The sequence below is a fragment of the Streptomyces sp. CNP082 genome (assembly GCF_059570535.1).
The window spans coordinates 1-22516 of sequence record NZ_JCANSZ010000080.1 but is presented as its reverse complement, the minus strand read 5'-3'; the positions used below and the strand labels follow the sequence as shown (position 1 = coordinate 22516).

The following is a 22516-nucleotide window of genomic DNA, read 5'->3' as shown; positions in this document are numbered from 1 at the left end:
GAGAACACCAACGGCCTGCTGCGGCAGTACTTCCCCAAAGGCACCGACCTGTCCGTCCACAGCCCAGAAGACCTCGAACACGTCGCCCAGCAACTCAACCGCCGACCACGCAAAACGCTCGGCTGGAGAACACCAGCCGAGCGCCTGCGTGATCTACTGACGACCACGTAAGCCATCAGGTGTTGCGAGGACCCCGAGAATCTGCCCAGGCGCCGGGCCCTTGTGCGGTGCCGGGGCGGTCCAGGCCCGGGCCCGGACCCCGACCCGGTTCCGGTTTCTCAGGCCCGTGTCTGGGCGGTGAGCAGGCCCCGCAGCCGTGTCGTACGCGGCGGGGCCGGCACCTCCACGAGGCGCCGGGCCAGCGCGGGCCCCGCGCCGTGCACGACGGACAGATGCCGCTCGCCGCGGCCGAACGCCGTGTACGCCCACGCGCGGCTCAGCGCCGCCTCCGCGTCCCCGGGCACGACGACCACCGCGGCCGGCCAGCGCCGCCCCGCCGCCTGGTGCGCGGTCAGCGCCCACCCGTGCCGTACGGCCTCGCCGACCCGGTCCGGGCGGACGACGACGGCGGTGCCGCCGCAGTCGAGGTGCAGCCCGGCGTCGTCACCTTTGGTGACCAGGCCCGGCACGGCGGTGCCGGGGGAGGGGACGTAGACGACGCGGTCGCCCGCGTCGAAGCCGCCGAAGGCGCCGGGGCCGGGGTTCAGGCGCTCCTTCAGCGCCGTGTTCAGCGCCCGGGTGCCGGCGGCGCCGCCGTGCCCTACGGCGATCACCTGCGTGTCCGCGGCGGGCACCCCGACGGCGCGGGGCACGGAGTCCGCGACGAGCTGCACCGTGCGGTGGACCGCCTCGCCGGGGCCCTGCACCGGGACGATCACCACCTCCTTGCCGGGCGCCGCCACGGACTGCAGTTCGCCGGCGCCGACCCCGGAGACCAGCTCGCCGATCGGGCCGGGGTCAGGGGTACGGGACGTCACCCGCGGGCAGACCCGCGCGGCGGCGACGTCCGCGAAGACCCGGCCGGGGCCGGCGGACTCCAGCAGCCCGGGGTCGCCGCTGAGGACCAGCCGGGCGCCGTCGGGCAGCGCCTCGACGAGGGCGGCGGCTGCCTCGGCGTCGAGCTGCGGCGCGTCGAGCACGGCCAGCACGTCGACGGCGAGCACCCCGTCCGCGTCGCGCCCGGGCCCCTCCCGACCGGAGAGGAGCCCGCGCACGGTCACGGCCCCGCCGGGGGCGAGGCCGTCCGCCTCCCCGGCGCCGGGCACGGCGGGCGCCCCGTGGACCTCCAGACCGGCTGGCGGCGGTGCCGGGTGCCCGGGGCCGGCTGCCCGGCCGGCCGGCGGCCCTGCGGCGATCAGGGCGGCCAGGCGGGCGCGGCCGTCGTCGGTGTGGGTGGCCGCGTACGCCCGCAGCCCCAGGGCGCGGGCCGCGGCGACCAGCGCCGCCGGTTCCGCGCGGGCGGCTTCGCCGCCGGTGTGCAGCACGAGCCCGCTGCCCGCCGCGGCGCGGATCAGCTCCGCGGCGGAGGGCGACGGCGCGGCACCGGCCGCCGCCTCCCACGCCTGCGTGCCGACGGCCCGGACGTCCGTGTCCCCGCCCCGCGGTTCGTACGGACCGGAGGCGCCGACCGGCTCCGCCCCGGCGGCGCGGGGATCGCCCGGCTCGTACGCCGCGGATGGCGCGTCGGCCGGTGTCCCCTGCGCGCCCGTCCCGGCGGGGCCGGTGCCGGTCCCGTCCACGGCGGGGGCGCTCGCGTCGTACGCGCCCGGCGCGGCGCCGTCGTCCCCCGCCGGACCCGCCGGCGGCGTGAACGTGTTCACGAGCCGGGACAGGCCGTCCGCGAGGCTCTCCTCCGCCATCGCGTAGCGCTCTAGGCCGAGCAGCAGCCGTACGGGAACGTCCTCCTCGCCGCCCTCCGGCGTTGACGCCGGCGCTGACGCGGGCGGCTCCTCGCGCTCCTCGAAGACCAGCACGCCCCCCGCCGACGCCGCCTCGCGCAGCGCCTCGGCGGCGTCCGGCACCCCGTACCCCGACAGGGCCTCCGCCAGGGCCGGGAACTCCAGCGCGGTGTGCCCCCTGAGGGCCGCCTGCGTCAGCAGCCAGCCCGCCAGCGCCTCCACCCGGCGCTCGTCCCCGGGCTCGGCGGACTCCAGTACGCCGCGGGCGAACTCGTCGGCCTGCGACGGCCGTACGCCCGGCACCGCGAGCAACTGCCACGGGTCCGTACGCAGCAACTCCGCCGCACCGTCGCCGAGCTGCCCCGCGGCGCGGACGGCCAGCGCTTCCGGGGCGCCCCCGCCGGCGAGCACCTGCCGTACGGCAGCCACCGCCTCCGCGCTCGGCTCCGGCGCCCGGAGCGGCTCCTCCTGCCGGGACCCCGCCCCGGCCCCGCCCTCGGCGCCCGGCACCGCTCTGGCCCCCGCCGCGGGCTGTGTGCTCCGTACGGGCCGGGGCGCGGGCGGGCGTGCGGGAGCGGGGAAGAACGCGGCGGCGTCCCGCTCGCCCCGCTCCACGGCCCGCACCGCGGCCAGCAGCTCCGCCGCCTTGCCGGTAAGCGCCGCGCCGCTCTCGACGGGCACCGCCGCCCGCCGCGGGCGGCCCTGCCCCCCGCCGCCGTCGTCGCCGGCCGCCTCCGGGCTTTCGCCGGTCCGGGCACTCTCGTCGGCGCCGCCGCCGCCGTGCTCTCCGGTCTCGTGGCCGTCCGCACTCCCGCCGGCCTCGCCGGTCACCTCGCCCGCATCGGGCTCCACACCCCCACCGCCTCCGGTGCCACCCTCCACAGCCGTCGCCCCCGGCCCCGTACCGCCCCCCGGCGCCGCCTCCGCGGCACCCGCGGCCTCCCCGGTGTCGTTCACAGCGTGCTCCAGTCCTGATCGGGATAGCGGTGCACCGGCGCCGACACGTCGTCCAGCGCCTGGCAGATCTCGTCAGGAAGCGTAAGACCCTCCACCGACAACGCCGCCGACAACTGCTCCGCGTTGCGCGCCCCCACCAGCGGCGCCGCCACCCCCGGCCGGTCCCGAACCCACGCGAGCGACACCTCCAGCGGCGTCACCGCCAGCCCGTCCGCCGCCGTGGCCACCGCATCGACCACCCGGCTCGCCTCCTCGTCCAGATACGGCGCGACGAACGGCGCCAGATGCTCCGAGGCCCCGCGCGAGCCCGGGGGCATGGCGTCGCGGTACTTGCCGGTCAGGACGCCGCGGCCCAGCGGTGACGAGGGCAGCAGACCCACGCCCAGGTCCAGCGCCGCCGGCAGCACTTCCCGCTCCACCCCGCGCTGCAGCAGCGAGTACTCCATCTGCGTCGAGGCCAGCCGCGTCCGCCCGCCCACCGCGCCCGCACCCCCGCCCGCGACGCCGGCGAGCTGCCAGGTCGCGGCCTTGGCGAGCTGCCAGCCGCTGAAGTTGCTCACGCCCGCATAGCGCGCCCGGCCGCTCGCTATGGCGGTGTCGAGGGCCTGCAGGGTCTCGTCCAGCGGCGTGTACGGGTCGAAGGCGTGCACCTGCCACAGGTCGACGTAGTCCGTGCCCAGCCGCTCCAGCGAGGCGTCGAGCGCGCCGAGCAGGTGCCGCCGGGAGGTGTCGAAGCGGCGGTCGGGGTCGGGCACGCTGCCCGCCTTCGTGGCGACGACGATGTCCCGCCTCGGTACGAGGTCTCCCAGCAGGCGCCCGAGCAGATACTCCGCACCGCCGTCGGCGTACACGTCGGCGGTGTCGACGAGCGTCCCGCCGGCCTCCCAGAACGTCTTCAGCAGTCCGGCCGCCTCGGGCTCTCCGGTGTCCCGCCCCCAGGTGAGGGTGCCCAGTCCGATGCGGGAGACGCGAAGGCCCGTGCGGCCGAGTTGCCTGTGCTCCATGGGCGTTGAGGTTACTGGGGACGGGCGCGCTGCGCGGCGGGAGCGGGCGCGCTAGAGTCGCACAGATATATTACCCACCGGTACGAACCTCGGCGCGAGACGCCGGAGAGCAGGGAGGCCCGCATGCGGCTCGGGATCAACCTCGGCTACTGGGGCGCCGGCATGGACGCCGACAACCTCGCCGTCGCGCAGGAGGCCGACCGCCTCGGCTACGACGTGTGCTGGGCGGCAGAAGCGTACGGCTCCGACGCGGCCACCGTGCTGACCTGGGTCGCCGCCAAGACCGAGCGCATCGACGTCGGCTCCGCGATCTTCCAGATCCCGGCCCGCACCCCCGCCATGACGGCGATGACCGCCGCCACCCTCGACTCCCTCACCCAGGGCCGCTTCCGCCTCGGCGTCGGCGTCTCCGGGCCGCAGGTCTCCGAGGGCTGGTACGGGGTGGAGTTCGGCAAGCCGCTCGCCCGCACCCGCGAGTACGTGGAGATCGTGCGCAAGGCGCTGGCGCGCGAGCGGCTGTCGTACGAGGGCGAGCACTGGACGCTGCCGCTGCCCGGGGGCCCCGGCAAGCCGATCAAGCTGACCGTGCACCCCGTACGCGAGCACATCCCCGTCTACATCGCCGCCATCGGCCCGAAGAACCTGGAGCAGACCGGCGAGATCGCCGAGGGCGCCCTGCTCGTCTTCTACTCGCCTGAGCACGCCGAGGAGACCACCCTGCGCCACCTGCGCGCCGGGCGCGCGAAGGCCGGCAAGGACCTGGCGGGCTTCGATATCGTGCCCACGGTGCCCCTGGCCCTGGGCGACGACGTGCCCGCGCTCGCCGACGTCTTCCGCCCGTACACCGCCCTGTACGTCGGCGGCATGGGCAGCGCGAAGCAGAACTTCTACAACCGCCTTGCCGGGCGCATGGGTTACGAGCGCGAGGCCGCCGAGATCCAGTCCGCGTACCTCTCCGGGGACAAGGCCGCCGCGGCAGCCGCCGTGCCGCACGAGCTGATCGACGCCACCGCGCTGCTCGGCCCGGTGGAGCGGATCGCGGACCGGATGCGGGCGTACGCGGAGGCGGGGGTGACGTCCCTGTCGCTCGCGCCGTCCGGGTTCACGCTGGAGGAGCGCATCGCCGGCGTACGGGCGGGAGCCGAGGCGCTGGAGCGGGCCGGCCTCGCCTGAGCCCCGCGGCCCGGCGGCCCCGCAGCCCCGTCCTGACCAGGCCCCCGGGCAGCATCGCGGCCGTGGTGGGGGCTCGGGGTCCTCCCCGCCACGGCCGTCACCCCACCAACGCGCCATCCCGGCGGCGGTTACGGTTTCGCCCGCATGGCGGATGGTGCGCACCTCCGCGTTGCGTCCCGCGCGTCCGCGTCCTTCACTCGAATACGGGTGCATCCCGGCGGATGAGAGGAGACGGTGACGTGCTTTCGGCCAAGGAGCTGTACAGGGAGATCCTCGAGGACGACGACAGTTTCCGGCTGTTCTGCTCCATCGCCGCGGCCGGGGAGGCCCAGGGCGGCTGGGAGAATGCCCGCATCTCCGTCCTCGTCCCCGACTCGTACCGGGAACTCGCCCCCAAGGTGGCCCGGCACGGCGCCGACGAGGACAAACACGGCCGCATCTTCAACGCCCTGCTGAAGAAGCGCGGCCTGGAGCCGGTGGACGTCCCCGGCGAGACCGACTACACGATGCTGCTGGAGGGTGTCGGCATCGGCCTCGCCCACGACCAGCTGCGCCGCGACCGGCAGCTCACCGAGTCCAACATCATCACGTACCTCGCGCACAGCAGGGTCACGGAGCAGCGGGCGTCCGACCAGATGGGGATGCTCCTCAAGTACTTCGGCGACCATCCGGACATCGGCCGCGCGGTGCGGATGATCTCCCACGACGAGGACAACCACCTCGCGTACTGCCACGAGGAACTGCTCGGCATGGCCGCGCGGGGCCACGGCCGGCGCGTCCAGGCCGCGCTGCGCGAGGCGGCGCTCGCGGAGATCCGCGTGTACCGGGACGTCAGCCACGCGGTGATGGCGCACATGGGGCGGATCCTGGCGTGGCCGCGCGGCAGGCGCGCGCTGCTGTCGGCGGGCATCGAGGCGGTGTACGCGTACGAACGCGCCGGCGGCTGGCGGCGGATGGTCTCGCTGCGGATGCCGGAGCGCCGCGACGCCCTCGGCGGGCCGCCGCCGCGCACCACGGCCGAGTTCGCCTGACGCGGGCAGACAGCCCGCGGACGGCTGACCGCGGCGCTCAGCGCCCGCCGTCACCCAGCCAGCCGCGCCGGCGGAAGAACACGTACAGCCACAGCACCACCGACGCCATCACCACCAGCACCGCCGGATAACCCAGCGTCCAGTGCAGCTCCGGCATGTGGTCGAAGTTCATGCCGTACACGCTGCCGATCACGGTCGGTGCCGCGGCCATGGCGGCGTACGCGGAGATCTTGCGCATGTCGTCGTTCTGCTGCACCCCCACGCGCGCCAGGTGCGCGGCGAGGATGTCGGACAGCAGCCGGTCGATGGTCTCCACATGCTCGTTGACGCGCGAGAGATGGTCGCCGACGTCGCGGAAGAACGGCCGCGCCCGCTCGTTCACGAACGGCAGCCCGGTGCCCGTCAGCCGCGCGATCGGCTCGGCCAGCGGGCCGGTGACGCGGCGGAACTCCAGCGCCTGCCGCTTGAAGTCGTAGATGCGTGCCGCCGAGCGGCCGGTGTCGCGACCGCCGGGCTGGAAGACCTCCGCCTCCAGTTCCTCCAGGTCGGTGTGGAAGTCGTCCGCGACGTCGAGGTAGTTGTCCACGACGGCGTCGCACACCGCGTACACCACCGCCGTCGGCCCGTGCGCCAGCACGTCCGGCTGCCGCTCCAGCCGGGCCCGCACCTCGCCGAGCGGATTGCCCGCGCCGTGCCGCACGGTGACCACGAAGGAGTCGCCCACGAAGGTGTTGATCTCACTGACGGTGATGGTGTCGGTGCGGTCGTCGTAGAGCACGGGCTTGAGCACGAGGAACAGCGCCGCGTCGTACACCTCCAGCTTCGGCCGCTGGTGCGCGGTGACCGCGTCCTCCGCCGCCAGCGGGTGCAGGCCGAGCCCGTGGGTGAGGGCGTCGAACTCCTCGCGCGACGGCTCGAAGAGCCCGATCCAGCAGAAGGCGTCCTCCTCCGCGCGCGCCTGCGCGAGCACGGCCGGGACGTCCGCGGGCGCGGGCACGCGCCGGCCGTCCCGGTAGAGCGCGCAGTCGACGATCACACCGTCATTCTTTCCCGGACCGTGCCGCCTGTCGCGCAGGACGTACGCTGGCTGGCATGCCCACCCTCCTACTGCTCCGGCACGCCCGGTCCACGGCCAATGTGGACGGCGTGCTGGCCGGCCGCAGCCCGGGCGTGGGGCTGGACGAGCGCGGCACCGAGCAGGCCGCCGCGCTGCCCGCCCGGCTGGCCGCCCTGACGCCCGCCGCCGTGGTCACCAGCCCGCTCGAACGCTGCCGCGAGACGCTGAAACCGCTGCTGGCCGCCCGCCCGGAGCTGCCCGTGCACGTCGACGACCGGCTGAACGAGTGCGACTACGGCCAGTGGACCGGCAGCAAGCTCGCCGAGCTGGCCGAGGACCCGCTGATGGCCACCGTGCAGCAGCACCCGTCGGCGGCCGGGTTCCCCGGCGGCGAGACGATGCGCGCGGTGCAGGCGCGCGCCGTGGAGGCGGTCCGGGAGTGGAACGCCACCGTGGCCGCCGAGCACGGCCCGGAGGCGCTGTACATGATGTGCAGCCACGGCGACGTCATCAAGTCCGTGGTGGCGGACGCCCTCGGGATGCACCTCGACCTCTTCCAGCGCATCGCCGCCGGCCCCGCCTCCGTCACCGCGATCCGGTACACCCCGCTGCGCCCCTTCCTGCTGCGCCTCGGCGACACCGGCCGGCTCGACGACCTCGCGCCACCGCCGCCGCCCCCGGCCGGCCCGGCGGCGGACGCGGCGGAGAAGAGCGCGGGGCAGCGTGCGGCGGACGCCTCCGCCGCGGAGGTGGGCGGCGGTGCTGGAGCCGGTTGATCCCCGATGATCAGCTCTCGCAGTAGGGTGGTCGGATCGGTCCCGCAGCGGATCCCGTTCAGGAGTCGAGCAATCGGAGCAGCACGTGCCGCGTGAGGTGTACTTCTACGACCCGCCGGACCGCTTCGTGGCCGGCACGGTCGGGCTGCCGGGGCGCCGCACCTTCTTCCTGCAGGCGTCCAAGTCCGGCCGCACCACCAGCGTTGCCTTGGAGAAGGCGCAGGTGGCCGCGCTGGCCCAGCGGATCGACGAGCTTCTCGACGAGGTGGTGCGCCGCAGCGGCGGCACCAGTGACGTGCCGGCCGTCGCCCCCGCCGAGCTGTCCGACACCGCGCCCCTGGACGCCCCCGTCGAGGAGGAGTTCCGGGTCGGCACGATGGCGCTGGCGTGGGACGCGGAGAGCGAGCGGATGGTCGTCGAGGCGCAGGCCCTGGTCGAGTTGGACGCCGACTCCGACGAGGACCTGGCGGCGGCCGAGGAGGCGCTGCTGCAGGACGACGAGAACGGCCCGCCGATGCTGCGCGTACGCCTGACCGGGCAGATGGCGCGCGCCTTCGCCAAGCGCGCCAACGACGTGGTGAACGCCGGCCGGCCGCCCTGCCCGCTGTGCAGCCTGCCGCTCGACCCGGAGGGACACGTATGTCCGCGCCAGAACGGATACCGCCGGGGAGAGTGAGCCCGCTCGCCCTGGCGCCCGACGAGGCCCGCGCGCTGCTCACCGACGGCGAGCTGACCGTCGCCGGGCGCATCCGCGGCGCGTCGAACGCGGTCCTGTTCTGCACCGTCGTCCACGCCGGGCGCACGGCGGAGTGCGTGTACAAGCCGGTCGCGGGGGAGCGGCCGCTGTGGGACTTCCCGGACGGCACGCTGGCGCAGCGCGAGGTCGCGGCGTACGAGGTCTCGGAGGCCACCGGCTGGGGGCTGGTGCCGGCGACGGTGCTGCGGGAGGGACCGTTCGGCCAGGGCATGTGCCAGTTGTGGATCCCGCCCGCGGCGGGGGAGGGCGCGGACGGCCCGGACGACGCGGCCACCGGCGCCGACCTGCTCGCCCTCGTCGACGGCGACGAGCCGGGGCCCGGCTGGAAGGCGGTCGGCTACGCCGAGACCGGCGAGGGCCGCCCCGCGCTGCTCGTGCACGCCGACGACGTCCGGCTGCGCCGCCTCGCCGTCCTCGACGCGGTGATCAACAACGGCGACCGCAAGGGCGGCCATCTGCTGCCCGCCGCCGGCGGCCGGCTCTACGCGATCGACCACGGCGTGACGTTCCACACTGACGACAAGCTGCGCACGCTGCTGTGGGGCTGGGCCGGCGAACCGCTGCCCGCCGAAGCCGTCGCCGTGCTGCGCCGGCTCGCGGACGGCCTCGCCGGCGACGGGCCGCTGGCCGCCCGGCTGGCGCCGCTGCTCACGTCGGCGGAGGTGACCGCACTGCGCGCCCGTACCGCCGCCCTGCTGGCCTCCGGACGGCACCCGGAGCCCAGCGGCGAGTGGCCGGCCATCCCCTGGCCGCCGGTCTGAGCCCCGGTCCCGCCCCGCCCGCCCGAGCGCATTGGGTACGAACCCTCCCACCCCTGTCCTCATTCGCAGCCCCGCGACACCTCGGTCGTTTGACCAGGCCATGGGCCGGTTACAGTCGTTTACATGCATGCCTGGCCCGCTCCCGAGGTCCCGGTGCTCCCCGGCACCGGCCGCGACCTCCGCCTCCACGACACCGCGACCGGAGGGCTCCTCACCCTCGATCCCGGCCCGGAGGCCCGCATCTACGTCTGCGGCATCACTCCCTACGACGCCACCCATATGGGGCACGCGGCCACGTACACCGCGTTCGACCTCGTGCAGCGGGTCTGGCTGGACAACAAGCGGCAGGTTCATTACGTCCAGAACGTCACCGACGTCGACGACCCGCTGCTCGAACGGGCCACCGAGACGGGCGAGGAGTGGACCGCGCTCGCCGACCGCGAGACGGATCTGTTCCGCGACGACATGACGGCCCTGCGGAACCTGCCGCCCCGCGAGTTCGTCGGCGCGGTGGAGGCGATACCCCGCCTCGTGCCCCTCGTGGAGCGGCTGCGCGACGCCGGCGCGGCCTACGAACTCGACGGCGACGTCTACTTCTCCGTCGAATCCGACCCCGGCTTCGGCTACGTCTCCGGGCTCGACGCCGCCACCATGCGCGAGCTGTCCGCGGAGCGCGGCGGCGACCCCGGCCGCCCCGGCAAGAAGAACCCGCTCGACCCGCTGCTGTGGATGGCCGCCCGCGAGGGCGAGCCGAGCTGGGACGGCGGCTCCCTGGGCCGCGGCCGGCCCGGCTGGCACATCGAGTGCGTCGCCATCTCGCTGGACCACCTGGGCATGTCCTTCGACGTGCAGGGCGGCGGCAGCGACCTGATCTTCCCGCACCACGAGATGGGCGCGTCCCACGCGCAGGTGCTGACCGGCGAGTTCCCCTTCGCCCGGGCGTACGTGCACTCGGGTCTCGTCGCCCTCGACGGCGAGAAGATGTCGAAGTCCCGGGGCAACCTGGTCTTCGTCTCCCAGTTGCGCCGCGACGGCGTCGACCCCGTGGCCGTGCGGCTCGCGCTGCTCGCCCACCACTACCGTACGGACTGGGAGTGGACCGCCGCCGGTCTCAAGGAGGCGGAGCAGCGGCTGGCGCGCTGGCGTGACGCCGTCTCCCGGCCGGAGGGACCGCCCGCGGAGGGGCTCGTGGAGGAGCTGCGGGCCGCGCTGGCGGAGGACCTGGACTCGCCCGCGGCGCTGGCCGCCGTGGACCGCTGGGCGGCGCTGCAGCGCGCCGGGGGCGGTACGGACACGGGGGCGCCCGGGGTGGTCTCGCGGGCGGTGGACGCGCTGCTGGGCGTGGCCCTGTAGCGGGGCGGGCGGGCCGGCGTCAGTCCTTGTCGCCGGCCTCGCCGTCGCCGCCGGCCCCAGTGCCGTTGCCGGGGCCGTCGCCGGCGCCGCCCTCGGTGTCGTCGGAGGTGTCGTCGCCGGGGGCGCGATCCGTGTCTTCCCCGCTGTCGGTGCCGCCGGTGCCGCCGGTGCCGTCGTCCTCCGGCTCCGCGGCGCCCTCCGCCGCGTCCGTGTCCTTGCCGGCGCCCTCGCGGCCCTTGCCGGACTCGCCGCCCTCGCCGTCCTCGTCGCGCTCCTCCTGCGCCCGCGGCTCGTCCCGCTCCGTGAGGTCGGGGAGGGACTGCGGGCCGGAGAGGTCGCGCAGGTACGGACCCGCCCCCGGGTCGCGGCGGCGCAGGTAGCGCTCGAACTCGCGGGCGATCGCCTCGCCCGACGCCTCCGGCAGCTCCGCGGTGTCGCGCGCCTCCTCCAGCGTCTGCACGTACTCCGCGACCTCGCTGTCCTCCGCGGCCAGTTGGTCCACGCCCAACTGCCACGCCCGCGCGTCCTCGGGCAGCTCGCCGAGCGGGATGCGCACGCCGATCAGGTCGTCGAGCCGGTTGAGCAGCGCCAGGGTGGCCTTCGGGTTCGGGGGCTGGGAGACATAGTGCGGCACGGCGGCCCACAGGCTGGCGGTCGGCACGCCCGCGTGCGTGCACGCCTCCTGGAGGATGCCGACGATCCCCGTCGGGCCCTCGTAGCGGGTCTCCTCCAGGTCCATCGACTCGGCAAGCTCCGGGTCGGAGGTCACGCCGGTCACCGGTACGGGCCGGGTGTGCGGGGTGTCGCCGAGCAGCGCGCCGAGCAGGACGACCAGTTCGACGCCCAACTCGTGGGCGAAGCCCAGGATCTCGTTGCAGAACGAGCGCCAGCGCATGCTGGGCTCGATGCCGCGGACGAGCACGAGGTCCCGCGGGTGGCCCTTGCCGTCGGCGTCCGCGATCCGTACCGCGGAGAGTTGCGTCGTGGGCCAGGTGACCTTCCGTACGCCGCCGTGGAGGGTGACGGTGGGCCTGTTGACCTGGAAGTCGTAGTAGTCCTCGGCGTCGAGCGAGGCGAAGACCTCGCCCTTCCACTCCCGGTCGAGATGGCCGACCGCACTGGAGGCGGCGTCGCCGGCGTCGTTCCAGCCCTCGAAGGCGCAGATCATCACCGGGTCGACCAGCTCGGGCAGCCCCTCCAGCTCGATCACCCAGCGCCTCCTTCCGGCGGTTACGGCCCCTGTGGCCGTGTCTGCCATGCGTTCCCGGACCTGCGGCCCCCAGCCTAAGGCTTCCCCGCCGACGCGCCGTATCCCGTGCGGCACGAGTACCGATTCATCCGAGGTGTGCACCTTGGGGAGGGTTGGCGGCGCGTGGTTGCGGATAAATCACTTACTGCACTCTGGACGTTGGTAAGCGCACCCGGCTATACATCGGACGACTGTTGGAAGATCCGATGTTCCAGACGCGAGGGAAGCCTGCATGCGACCGACTGTCACCGATGTGGACGTCTCCGACATCCGCTTCCCCACCTCCCTGGAGCTCGACGGGTCGGATGCCATGCACCCCGACCCCGACTACTCCGCCGCGTACGTCGTGCTCCGCACCGACGCCCCCGGCGTCGAGGGCCACGGCTTCTGCTTCACCATCGGCCGCGGCAACGACGTCACCGCCGCCGCCATCCGCTCCCTTGCGCCGTACGTCGTCGGCCGCCCCGCGCCGCGCGCTGCCGACGAGCTGGCCGAGCTCTGCCACACCCTCACCCACGACTCCCAACTGCGCTGGCTCGGCCCGGAGAAGGGCGTGATCCACATGGCGGCGGGCGCCGTCGTCAACGCCGCCTGGGACCTGGCCGCACGGCAGGCGGGGCTGCCGGTGTGGGAGTTCCTGGCCCGCATGACCCCCGAGGAACTGGTCTCCCTCGTCGACTTCCGCTACCTCTCCGACGCCCTCACCCCCGACGAGGCCCTGGCCCTGCTGCGCGCCTCCGAGCCCGGCCGCGCCGAGCGGGCCGCCCGGCTGCGCGCCGAGGGCTACCCCGCGTACACCACCACCCCCGGCTGGATGGGCTACTCCGACGAGAAGCTCGTCCAGCTCGCCAAGGCCGCCGTCGCCGAGGGCTTCGCGCAGATCAAGCTGAAGGTCGGCGGCGACCTCGACGCCGACGTACGACGCATGCGGCTCGCCCGCGAGGCCGTCGGCCCGGACGTGCGCATCGCCGTGGACGCCAACCAGCGCTGGGACGTCGCCGACGCCGTGCGCTGGATGACCGCCCTGGCCCCGTACGCGCCGCACTGGATCGAGGAGCCCACCAGCCCCGACGACGTGCTCGGCCACGCCGCCGTACGCGCCGGGCAGCCGGTGAAGGTCGCGACCGGCGAACACGTCGCCAACCGCGTGGTGTTCAAGCAGTTGCTCCAGGCCGGCGCCGTCGACTTCGTGCAGATCGACGCCGCCCGCGTGGCCGGCGTCAACGAGAACCTGGCCATCCTGCTGCTCGCCGCCAAGCACGGCGTGCCGGTCTGCCCGCACGCCGGCGGGGTCGGGCTGTGCGAACTGGTGCAGCACCTGGCGATGTTCGACTACGTCGCCGTCTCCGGCTCCCGCGAGGACCGCGTCATCGAGTACGTCGACCACCTCCACGAGCACTTCACCGACCCGGCCGTCGTCGTGGACGGCCGCTACCGCGCGCCCGAGGCCCCCGGCTTCTCCGCGCGGATGCACCCCGAGTCGCTGGCCGCGCACCGCTACCCGGACGGCCCCGTCTGGCGGGCGGTGGCGCAGCAGGACGCCCAGCGGAACCAGGGGAGCTGAGCCCCATGCCCGGCGCACCGCACGCCGCACCCTCCGCCGCGCGGCCGGCTCTCCGGCAGGCCGCGGCCGAAGCCGAACCCCCCAGCCGCACACCCGAGACGAACGACGGGACGGGACTCCCATGCTGACTCGCACACTCCGCACGACCGCCGCCGCGGCCACCGCACTCCTGGCGATCGCCCCGCTCGCCGCCTGCAACCGCGGCAACGACGCGGCCGGCGCCGACGGCCAGGTCGGCATCGACATGCCGCGCACCGACACCGACTTCTGGAACTCCTACCACCAGTACCTGAACAAGGGCGTCTCGGACGGCGTGGTCGACGCCCTGCCGATCACCAACTCCCAGAACGACATCGGCAAACTCGTCGCCAACGTGCAGGCGTTCACCGACCAGGGCGCTGACGCCGTCATCATGGCGCCGCAGGACACCGGCGCCGTCGCCTCCACCCTGGAGCGGCTGGCGGAGGAGGACATCCCCGTCGTCAGCGTCGACACCCGCCCCGACAAGGGCGAGATCTACATGGTAGTACGGGCCGACAACGAGGCCTACGGCATCAAGGCCTGCGAGTACCTGGGCGAGCAGCTCGGCGGCAAGGGCAAGGTCGCGGAGTTCCAGGGCGACCTGGCCTCCATCAACGGCCGCGACCGCTCGGTGGCGTTCAAGAAGTGCATGGACGAGAAGTACCCCGGCATCGAGGTCTTCGAGCTGCCCACCGAGTGGAAGGGCGACGTCGCCTCCGCCAAGCTGCAGAGCGTCCTGGCCAAGGAGAAGTCGATCGACGGCATCTACATGCAGGCCGGCGGCGCCTTCCTGCAGCCCACCCTCGCGCTGCTGGAGCAGAAGAACCTGCTCAAGCCCGCCGGTGAGGACGGCCACATCACGATCGTCTCCAACGACGGCATCCCCGAGGAACTGGACGCCATCCGCGAGGGCACGATCGACGCCACCGTCTCCCAGCCCGCCGACCTCTACGCCGAGTACGCGCTCTTCTACGCCCAGCAGGCGTTGAAGGGCAAGGAGTTCAAGCCGGGCAAGACCGACCACGGCTCGGAGATCGTCAAGATCCCGAACGGCCTGGAGGACCAGTTGCCCGCGCCGCTGGTCACCAAGGAGAACGTCGACGACCCCGAGCTGTGGGCCAACCAGCTCGAAAAGCAGGGCTGAGCCGTGACCCCGGCGCCCCCCGCCGTACGCGCCGACGGCGTCGTCAAACGCTTCGGCCCCACGCTCGCGCTCGACGGCGTGCACCTTCAGGTCGCGGCCGGCGAGGCACACGCCCTCGTCGGCCGCAACGGCGCCGGGAAGTCGACCCTCGTCTCCGTGCTCACCGGCATGGAGCGCCCCGACGCGGGCCGGGTCGACTTCTCCGGCGAGCCCGCGCCGCCGTTCGGCGACACGGCGGCGTGGCGCGCCAAGGTCGCCTGCGTCTACCAGAAGCTCATGATCGTGCCCGACCTCACGGTCGCGGAGAACCTCTTCCTCAACCGCTTTACCGGCACCGGCGCCATCAACTGGCGGAAGCTGCGCTCGCGCGCCCGCGAGCTGCTGGCGGCGTACGGCGTGGAGGTGGACCCCGCCGCGCGGGCGAAGGACCTCGGCGTCGAGCAGCGGCAGTTCGTGGAGATCGCGAGAGCCCTCAGCTTCGGCGCCCGGCTGATCATCCTCGACGAGCCGACCGCCCGGCTCGACGCGGGCGGCATCGACCGGCTCTTCGGCAAGCTGCGCGAACTGCAGCGGCAGGGGGTCGCCTTCCTGTTCATCTCCCACCACCTGCAGGAGGTCTACGAACTCTGTGACACCGTCACCGTCTTCCGCGACGCCCGGCACATCCTCACCGCGCCGGTCTCCGGGCTGCCGAAGGAGGACCTGGTCGCGGCGATGACCGGCGAGGGCGCGACCGCGGACGACGCGGGGGCGGCGGCGACCCCGCGGCAGGCGGTGGCCGCCGGCGGCGCCGGGCCCGTGCTGCGGGCGCGGGCGCTGGCCGTGACCGGCGCGTACGAGCCGCTGGACCTCGCCGTCGGCGCCGGCGAGGTCGTCGGCCTGGCCGGCGCCGCCGCCAGCGGCAACACGGCGATCGGCGAGACCCTCGTCGGCATGCGGGCGCCCGACGGCGGCGGGGTCGAGGTGCGCGGCGCGGCGATCCGCACGGGCAGCGTGCCGCACGCGCTGGAGGCCGGCATCGGCTACGTACCGGAGGACCGGCACGCGCAGGGCCTGGTGCCCGGCCGCAGCGTCGCGGAGAACGCCACGCTCACCGTCGCCGACCAGCTCGGCCCGTACGGGGCCGTGCTGCCCTCGCGCACCCGCCGGTTCGCGCAGCGCATGATCGAGTCGCTGGACATCAAGACCTCCGGGCCCGCCCAGGACGTCGACGGGCTGTCCGGCGGCAACCAGCAGAAGGTCGTCATCGCCCGCGCGCTCGCCCGGGACCCCGGCGTGCTGGTGGCGATCAAGCCGACCGCGGGGGTGGACGTGAAGTCCAAGGACGCCCTGCTGGGCGTCGTGCGGCGGGTGGCGGAGGGCGGCAGCGGCGCCGTCATCGTCTCCGACGAACTGGACGACCTGCGCGTCTGCGACCGCGTGCTCGCGCTTTTCCACGGGCGGGTGGTGGCGGAGTTCGCCGGCGGCTGGACGGACCGGGAGCTGGTCGCCGCCATGGAGGGCATCGAACCCGGCCACCGCGCGCCGGAGCCGCAGCCGGAGCAGGAACAGCAGAAGCAGCAGGAACAGCAGAAGCAGCAGGAACAGCCGGAGCAGCAGGACCAGAGCAGTCAGCAGGACGAGCCGGAAGAGGGGCAGCAGGCATGACACGGCCTACGTCGACAGCGCCGCCGGTCAACGCGGCCGAGGGCGGAGCGGCGGTGGAGAAGAAGCCGCAGTTGCAGCTCGGCGGGGTGGAGATCGACCTCGGCCGGTGGCGCGACTTCTCCCTCGTACCCGTCATCTTCGTGCTCGGCGTGATCGGCTTCATCGTCTCGCCCGCCTTCCTGACCTCCGACAACCTCATCGGCGTCGTCCAGCAGTCCACCGAACTCGGGCTGCTGGTCCTCGCGCAGGCGCTGATCCTCATCAGCGGCCGGATGGACCTGTCGCTGGAGTCGACGATCGGCGTCGCGCCGGTGATCGCGCTCTGGCTCGTGCTGCCCGCCGAGGGGGGCCGGTTCACCGGCATCGAGCTGCTGCCGTCCAGCACGTCGATCTTCCTGTGCCTCCTCGTCGGCGCCGCCATCGGCCTGTTCAACGGCTTCCTCATCCTCAAGCTCCGCGTCAACGGCTTCATCGCCACCCTCGGCATGCTGGTCATGCTCCGCGGCCTGCACGAGGGCATCACGGGCGGCAAGTCCATCATCGAGGTGCCCGAGTCCTTCGCCTACCTCGGCAAGGAGAGCTGGTTCGGCGTCCCCGCCGCCGTCTACGTCTGCCTCGGCCTGTACGCCGTCGGCGGGCTGATGCTCGGCTACCTGCGGCACGGGCGCGCGCTGTACGCCATCGGCGGCAACCCGGAGGCGGCGCGCGCCGCGGGCATCCGCGTCGACCGCATCACCTGGATCGTCCTGGCCATCGGCGGCATGCTCGCGGCCTTCGCCGGCGTGCTCTACACCGGCCACTACGGCTCGGTCTCCGCCGGCCAGGGCAAGGACATGATCTTCCAGGTGTTCGCCGCCGCCGTCATCGGCGGCATCAGCCTGCGCGGCGGGCGCGGCACCCTCTTCGGGGCGCTGACCGGCGTGCTGACCCTCCAACTCGTCATCAACGTGATGACGCTCGCGGGCGTGCCGGCGGAGTGGACGAAGTTCCTCAACGGGGCGATCATCATCGTGGCCCTGGTCATTTCCCGGTTCGTCAGCGGCGAGAAACAGGACTGAGAGGCGGCGGATGCCCCCCATACCCAGGCTCGGCCTCGGCTGCGCCAACCTCGGCAACCTCTACCGGGCGATGCCGGACGCCGTGGCGGCCGAGATCGTCGAGACCGCGTTCGCGCACGGCTACGGCTACTTCGACACCGCGCCGCACTACGGCGTCGGGTTGTCGGAGGAGCGCCTCGGCCGCGCGCTCGCCGGCCGGCCGCGGGACTCGTACACCGTCTCCACCAAGGTCGGCCGGCGGCTGCGACCGCTGGGCCCCGGCGAGACCGAGCCCGCCCACGACTTCACCGACACCCCCGCGCGCGGCCGGGTGTGGGACCTGAGCCGGGACGGGATCCGGGCGACGCTGGAGGAGTCGCTGACGCGGCTGGGGCTCGACCGCGTGGAGATCGCATACCTCCACGACGTCGAGAACCACCTGCCGCAGGTGTACGAGACCGCCTTCGCCGCGCTCGCGGAGCTGAAGGCGGAGAAGGTCGTCGGCGCCATCGGCTTCGGCATGAACTTCAGCGACCACCTGGGCCGGCTCGTCGCCGACCTCGACGTGGACGTGGTGCTGTGCGCGGGGCGCTGGACGCTGCTGGAGCGCAGCGCGTACGACGATCTGCTGCCCGTCTGCGAGCGGCGCGGCACCTCGGTCGTCGTGGGCGGCGTCTACAACACCGGGCTGCTCGCCGACCCGCGGCCCGGCGCGCGGTTCCACTACCGCGAGGCGCCGGCCGAGATGGTGGCACGGGCACGCGGGATCGCCGAGGTGTGCGGCGAGTTCGGGGTGCCGCTGAAGGCCGCGGCGCTGCGGTACCCGTTCGCGCACCCGGCGGTCGTCTCCGTCGTCCCGGGTGCCTCCCGGCCGGCGGACGTCGAGGAGAACGCGGAGATGTTCGCGTACGAGATCCCCGACGCGCTCTGGCCCGCGCTCGTCGAACTCGGGCTGCTCGACGCCGATCTGCCGCTGCCGGCGGCCACGGGAGGCTGAGCGTGCAACGCATCGACGCCCACCACCACCTGTGGGACATCAGCCGCCGTCCGCAGCCGTGGATGGACGGCCCCTGGGCCGACCCGCTGCGGCGCACCTTCACGCTGGCCGACCTGCGACCGCATCTCGACGAGCACGGCATCGACGGCACGGTGGTGGTGCAGTCCTCGTCCTCGTACGAGGAGTCGCTGGAGCTGTGCCGCGAGCCGGGCCCGCCCGTGGCGGCGGTCTGCGGCTGGCTCGACCTGACCGCGCTGGCCGCGGACACCTTCCGCCGCCAGCCGCCGCGGTTCACGGCGCTGCGGCACCAGGCGGAGGACGAGCCAGACCCGCGGTGGCTCGAACGCCCCGACGTGCTGCGGGCGCTGCGGCTCGCGGGCGAGGCGGGGTTCGTCTTCGACCTGCTGGTCACCCCGCGCGAGCTGCCCGCCGCGATCGCCGCCGCGCGCGCGGTGCCGCAGACCCGGTTCGTGCTCGACCACGCGGGCAAGCCGCCGATCGCGGCGGGCCAGTGGCAGCCGTGGGCGGACCTGGTCGCGGAGCTGGCCCGGCTGCCCCACGTGAGCTGCAAGCTGTCGGGCCTGGTCACGCAGGCGGACTGGGAGAACTGGCGGCCGGCGGACGTGCTGCCCTACGCCCGGCACGTGATCGACGTGTTCGGACCGGACCGGATCATGTTCGGCTCGGACTGGCCGGTGTGCACGCTGGCCGCGGACTACGGCCGGGTGGTCGCGCTGGCGGAGGAAGCGGCGGCGGACCTGACGGCGGCGGAGCGGGAGGCGGTCTTCGGCGGCACCGCGCGCCGGGTCTACTTCCCTGACTGACGCTGCCCGGGCCGTGTGCCGCAGGGCCGCCCGGGGCGGGCTGCCCTGCGGAACCGGAGCCGGCCGCGGCGGCAGGCGTCACAGCGTCCGGCGCAGCCACTGCTCCACGCTCGCGATGTGCACCGTCGCCCAGGACCGCGCGGCCTCCGAATCCCGGCTGCGCATCGCGTCGAGGATCGCCCGGTGCTCGGTGAGCGTGCGCCGTACCGCGTCCTCCTGCGTCAGGCCGCGCCAGATGCGGGCGCGGGCCGTCGGCCCCGACAGCCCCTCCAGCAGCGAGCTGAGCACGGAGTTCCCCGACGCCTGCACGATCCGGCGGTGGAACTCCAGGTCGGCGCGGACCAGCTCCTCCACCGACGGGTCCTCGCCCAGCTTCGTCAGCTCCGCCTCCAGCGCGTCCAGCTCCGGCTCCTCGATGCCCGTGGTGGCCAGCGCGGTGGCGGCGGGCTCCAGGATGCGGCGTACGGCGAGCAGCTCCAGCACGGTGTCGTCGCGGTGGAAGTCGACCACGAAGCTCATCGCCTCCAGCAGGAGCTGGGAGTCGAGGCTCGTGACGTACGTGCCGTCGCCCTGCCGTACGTCGAGGATGCGTATGAGCGCGAGGGCGCGCACCGCCTCGCGCAGCGAGTTGCGGGACAGGCCCAGCTCGGCCGCCAGTTCGCTCTCCTTGGGCAGCCGGTCACCCGGCCCCAGCTTGCCGGAGACGATCATGCCCTTGATCTTCTCGATCGCCTCGTCCGTGACCGCCATCTCGCGCCCTCCCTGGCACAGACATCCGATGTCTGTGCCTCCATTATGCCCCCCGGGCGGGGCGTGCGGAGCCGGCACGGGCGGCGAATCGCGCCGGAGGCGGAAAGAGAGAGGGGAGAGGCGCCCCCACAGCACCTCTCCCCCCGGACTCCGGGCCCGCGCGGGCGCTCAGCCCTCCTTGCGCGCGAGCAACTCGCGCACCCGGGCGCGCACGTCGGCGGTGTCCAGGCCGCGGATCGTCACCGTCGTACGGCGGCGCAGCACGTCGTCCTCCGTCTCGGCCCACTCGTGGTCGCGGGCGTAGACCACCTGCGCCCAGATCTCGGGCCCGTCGGGGTGGATGCGCTCGCCCAGGTCCGGGTTCTCGTTGACCAGGCGGGCGATGTCGAAGGACAGCGAGCCGTAGTGCGTGGCCAGTTGGCGTGCGGTGTCCGGGGCCATCCGGTGGCCCGGGTCGCGGTCGACGAGGAGCCGGTGGGCGACCGCGTCCGGGTTCGCCACCCCGGGCAGCGGGGTGTGCCGGACCAGGGACTTCACCGGCTGCATGTCCTCGGCGATCGCACCGCCGTGCTCCTTGGCGAGCTTGCCGAGCACCATCCGGCCGATGTGCCGGTACGTCGTCCACTTGCCGCCCGCCACCGACAGCATCCCGCCGGTGCCCTCGGTGACGACCGTCTCCCGCTTGGCCTGCTCCGTACCGCCGGGACCGCCCGGCAGCACCCGCAGCCCGGCGAAGGCGTACGTCATGAGGTCGGGCGACAGGTCCTCGTCGCGCACCGACAGCGACGCCTCGTCGAGGATCTGCGCGACGTCCGCGTCGGTCGGGTGCACGGCGGCCGGGTCGCCCTCGTACGGCTCGTCCGTGGTGCCCAGCAGCAACTGGCCCTCCCACGGCAGCGCGAAGGTGACGCGGTACTTGTCCACCCAGGTCGACATCGCCGCGCGCCACGGCGACCTGCGCCTGAGCACGATGTGCGCGCCCTTGGAGAGCCGGATGGACGCCGCCGCCGCCGGGTTCTCCATGTGCCGCAGGTGGTCCACCCACGGCCCGGTGGCGTTGAGCACCAGCCGGGCGTCGACGCCGAACTCGTCGCCGCTGAGCCGGTCCCGCAGATCCGCGCCCGTCACCTGGCCGCGGGTGAACCGCAGCCCGGTGACCTCGGCGTGGTTGAGGACGACGGCGCCGGCACCGACCGCGGCCCGTACCGTCAGCACCGCCATCCGCGAGTCGTTCATCTGGTGGTCGCCGAAGACCGCGACCGCCTTGAGCCCCTCGGTGCGCAGTGCGGGGATCTCCCGGGCCGCCCGGCCGGGGGTGATGAGGTGCCCGACGCCGTCGCGGAAGGCGGACAGCGCGGAGTACGCGAAAACGCCGGCGCCGAGCTTGGCGGCGCCGTGCGGGCCGCCCTTGTAGAGCGGCAGATAGAAGGGGAGCGGGTTGACCAGGTGCGGCGCTACGTCGCGGGCCAGCACCCGGCGCTCGTAGTGGTTCTCGGCCACCAGCTTCACCGCGCCGTTCTGCAGGTAGCGGATGCCGCCGTGGACGAGCTTGGAGGATGCGGACGAGGTGGCGCCGGCGAAGTCGCCGGCGTCCACCATCGCCACCCGCAGGCCCGACTGCGCGGCGTGCCAGGCCACCGAGGTGCCCAGGATCCCGCCACCGATGATCAGCAGGTCGTACGTCGCCCGGTCGAGCAGATCCCGGGTCTCCGCGCGGCCGAGGTTGCGGCCGGCAGTCGGGTGCGTCCCGAGCGCGGGTATTGCCGGGACGGTCTGCGGGAGGGTCATCGTCGCTACTCCTTGTCTTCGATCCAGCCCATGGTGCGCTGGACCGCCTTGAGCCAGTCCTTGTATTCGCGTTCGCGGGTTTCTTCGTCCATGCGGGGGGTCCATTCGGCGGCGCGGCGCCAGTTGGCGCGCAGGGCGTCGGTGTCGGGCCAGTAGCCGACGGCGAGTCCGGCGGCGTAGGCGGCGCCCAGGCAGGTGGTTTCGGCGACGAGGGGGCGGACGACGGGGGCGGCCAGGACGTCGGAGAGGGTTTGCATGAGGAGGTTGTTGGCGGTCATGCCGCCGTCGACTTTCAGGGCGGCGAGTTCGACGCCGGAGTCTTTGGTCATGGCGTCGACGATTTCGCGGGTCTGCCAGGCGGTGGCTTCCAGGACGGCGCGGGCGAGGTGGGCTTTGGTGACGTAGCGGGTCAGGCCGGCGATGACGCCGCGGGCGTCGTCGCGCCAGTAGGGGGCGAACAGGCCGGAGAAGGCGGGGACGAAGTAGGCGCCGCCGTTGTCTTCGACGCTCAGGGCGAGGGTTTCGATCTCGGCGGCGGTGGAGATGATGCCCATCTGGTCGCGCATCCACTGNACCAGGGCGCCGGTGATGGCGATGGAGCCTTCCAGGGCGTAGACGGCGGGCTGGTCGCCGATGCGGTAGCCGACGGTGGTGATGAGCCCGTTTTCGGAGTGGACGGGTTCTTCGGCGGTGTTCATCAGCAGGAAGGTGCCGGTGCCGTAGGTGGA

20 protein-coding genes are annotated in these 22516 nt (G+C 73.9%); 13 read left to right on the top strand and 7 right to left on the bottom strand.

Annotated elements, in window-relative coordinates; genetic code table 11:
* On the top strand, nucleotides 1-171 hold a 171-nt coding region (locus tag B124_RS34345; RefSeq protein WP_496506947.1), incomplete at its 5' end, for a transposase.
* A gap of 107 nt (nucleotides 172-278) precedes the next feature.
* Here the strand turns inward: B124_RS34345 and B124_RS34340 are convergent.
* Together B124_RS34340 and B124_RS34335 are read right to left on the bottom strand one after the other, a co-directional pair.
* Nucleotides 279-2855 (bottom strand): helix-hairpin-helix domain-containing protein, encoded by a 2577-nt coding sequence (locus B124_RS34340; protein ID WP_496506946.1) that lies wholly within the window; start codon nucleotides 2853-2855, stop codon nucleotides 279-281.
* Nucleotides 2852-3859, bottom strand: a complete 1008-nt coding sequence (locus B124_RS34335) for an aldo/keto reductase (protein WP_496506945.1) — start codon at nucleotides 3857-3859, stop codon at nucleotides 2852-2854. The genes B124_RS34340 and B124_RS34335 overlap by 4 nt, the downstream gene beginning before the upstream one ends.
* 123 nt (nucleotides 3860-3982) lie before the next feature.
* Here B124_RS34335 and B124_RS34330 point away from each other — a divergent pair, with 123 nt between their 5' ends.
* Together B124_RS34330 and B124_RS34325 are read left to right on the top strand one after the other, a co-directional pair.
* Nucleotides 3983-5032, top strand: coding sequence for an LLM class F420-dependent oxidoreductase (locus B124_RS34330; RefSeq protein WP_496506944.1), 1050 nt, complete (start codon nucleotides 3983-3985; stop codon nucleotides 5030-5032).
* A gap of 239 nt (nucleotides 5033-5271) precedes the next feature.
* Nucleotides 5272-6063 carry a ferritin-like domain-containing protein gene (locus tag B124_RS34325; RefSeq protein ID WP_496506943.1) on the top strand — a complete coding sequence of 264 codons (792 nt, stop codon included), beginning with the start codon at nucleotides 5272-5274 and terminating at the stop codon, nucleotides 6061-6063.
* Between the two features lie 37 nt (nucleotides 6064-6100).
* Here B124_RS34325 and corA read toward each other — a convergent pair whose 3' ends face one another.
* Nucleotides 6101-7099, bottom strand: coding sequence for a magnesium/cobalt transporter CorA (gene corA, locus B124_RS34320; RefSeq protein WP_496506942.1), 999 nt, complete (start codon nucleotides 7097-7099; stop codon nucleotides 6101-6103).
* A 56-nt stretch (nucleotides 7100-7155) separates the two neighbouring features.
* Here corA and B124_RS34315 point away from each other — a divergent pair, with 56 nt between their 5' ends.
* The 4 genes from B124_RS34315 (at nucleotide 7156) to mshC (ending at nucleotide 10767) form a co-directional block, all read left to right on the top strand.
* Entirely contained in the window at nucleotides 7156-7896 is a 741-nt protein-coding gene (locus B124_RS34315) for a histidine phosphatase family protein (RefSeq protein ID WP_496506941.1), read from the top strand.
* An 85-nt stretch (nucleotides 7897-7981) separates the two neighbouring features.
* Nucleotides 7982-8572 (top strand): DUF3090 domain-containing protein, encoded by a 591-nt coding sequence (locus B124_RS34310; RefSeq protein WP_496506940.1) that lies wholly within the window; start codon nucleotides 7982-7984, stop codon nucleotides 8570-8572.
* Entirely contained in the window at nucleotides 8536-9414 is an 879-nt protein-coding gene (locus B124_RS34305) for an SCO1664 family protein (RefSeq protein WP_496506939.1), read from the top strand. The genes B124_RS34310 and B124_RS34305 overlap by 37 nt, the downstream gene beginning before the upstream one ends.
* Nucleotides 9415-9537: 123 nt before the next feature.
* Nucleotides 9538-10767, top strand: coding sequence for a cysteine--1-D-myo-inosityl 2-amino-2-deoxy-alpha-D-glucopyranoside ligase (gene mshC / locus B124_RS34300; protein WP_496506938.1), 1230 nt, complete (start codon nucleotides 9538-9540; stop codon nucleotides 10765-10767).
* A gap of 19 nt (nucleotides 10768-10786) precedes the next feature.
* Here the strand turns inward: mshC and B124_RS34295 are convergent, their stop codons facing one another.
* Nucleotides 10787-11977: a PAC2 family protein gene (locus B124_RS34295; RefSeq protein ID WP_496506937.1), complete on the bottom strand. Its 1191-nt coding sequence runs from the start codon at nucleotides 11975-11977 to the stop codon at nucleotides 10787-10789.
* Between the two features lie 271 nt (nucleotides 11978-12248).
* Between B124_RS34295 and B124_RS34290 the strand changes: the two genes are divergently transcribed.
* The 6 genes from B124_RS34290 to B124_RS34265 all read left to right on the top strand — a co-directional run bounded on the left by B124_RS34290 (nucleotide 12249) and on the right by B124_RS34265 (nucleotide 19250).
* Nucleotides 12249-13580, top strand: coding sequence for an enolase C-terminal domain-like protein (locus B124_RS34290; protein ID WP_496506936.1), 1332 nt, complete (start codon nucleotides 12249-12251; stop codon nucleotides 13578-13580).
* Between the two features lie 121 nt (nucleotides 13581-13701).
* On the top strand, nucleotides 13702-14745 hold the full coding sequence (locus B124_RS34285) for a sugar ABC transporter substrate-binding protein (RefSeq protein ID WP_496506935.1): 1044 nt from the start codon (nucleotides 13702-13704) through the stop codon (nucleotides 14743-14745).
* 3 nt (nucleotides 14746-14748) lie between these two features.
* Nucleotides 14749-16392, top strand: a complete 1644-nt coding sequence (locus B124_RS34280; RefSeq protein WP_496506934.1) for a sugar ABC transporter ATP-binding protein — start codon at nucleotides 14749-14751, stop codon at nucleotides 16390-16392.
* On the top strand, nucleotides 16389-17450 hold the full coding sequence (locus B124_RS34275) for an ABC transporter permease (RefSeq protein ID WP_496506933.1): 1062 nt from the start codon (nucleotides 16389-16391) through the stop codon (nucleotides 17448-17450). The genes B124_RS34280 and B124_RS34275 overlap by 4 nt, the downstream gene beginning before the upstream one ends.
* A gap of 10 nt (nucleotides 17451-17460) precedes the next feature.
* Entirely contained in the window at nucleotides 17461-18426 is a 966-nt protein-coding gene (locus B124_RS34270; protein ID WP_496506932.1) for an aldo/keto reductase, read from the top strand.
* A gap of 2 nt (nucleotides 18427-18428) precedes the next feature.
* The gene (locus B124_RS34265) at nucleotides 18429-19250 is read left to right on the top strand and encodes an amidohydrolase family protein (protein ID WP_496506931.1); all 822 of its coding nucleotides are present in this window, start codon (nucleotides 18429-18431) and stop codon (nucleotides 19248-19250) included.
* Nucleotides 19251-19328: 78 nt separating this feature from the next.
* Here B124_RS34265 and B124_RS34260 read toward each other — a convergent pair whose 3' ends face one another.
* From B124_RS34260 to B124_RS34250, 3 genes are all read right to left on the bottom strand, one after another.
* Nucleotides 19329-20000: a FadR/GntR family transcriptional regulator gene (locus tag B124_RS34260; RefSeq protein ID WP_496506930.1), complete on the bottom strand. Its 672-nt coding sequence runs from the start codon at nucleotides 19998-20000 to the stop codon at nucleotides 19329-19331.
* Nucleotides 20001-20168: 168 nt separating this feature from the next.
* Complete coding sequence (locus tag B124_RS34255) at nucleotides 20169-21788, bottom strand: glycerol-3-phosphate dehydrogenase/oxidase (RefSeq protein ID WP_496506929.1); 1620 nt, start codon at nucleotides 21786-21788, stop codon at nucleotides 20169-20171.
* 5 nt (nucleotides 21789-21793) lie between these two features.
* On the bottom strand, nucleotides 21794-22516 hold a 723-nt coding region (locus B124_RS34250; RefSeq protein WP_496506928.1), incomplete at its 5' end, for an FGGY family carbohydrate kinase.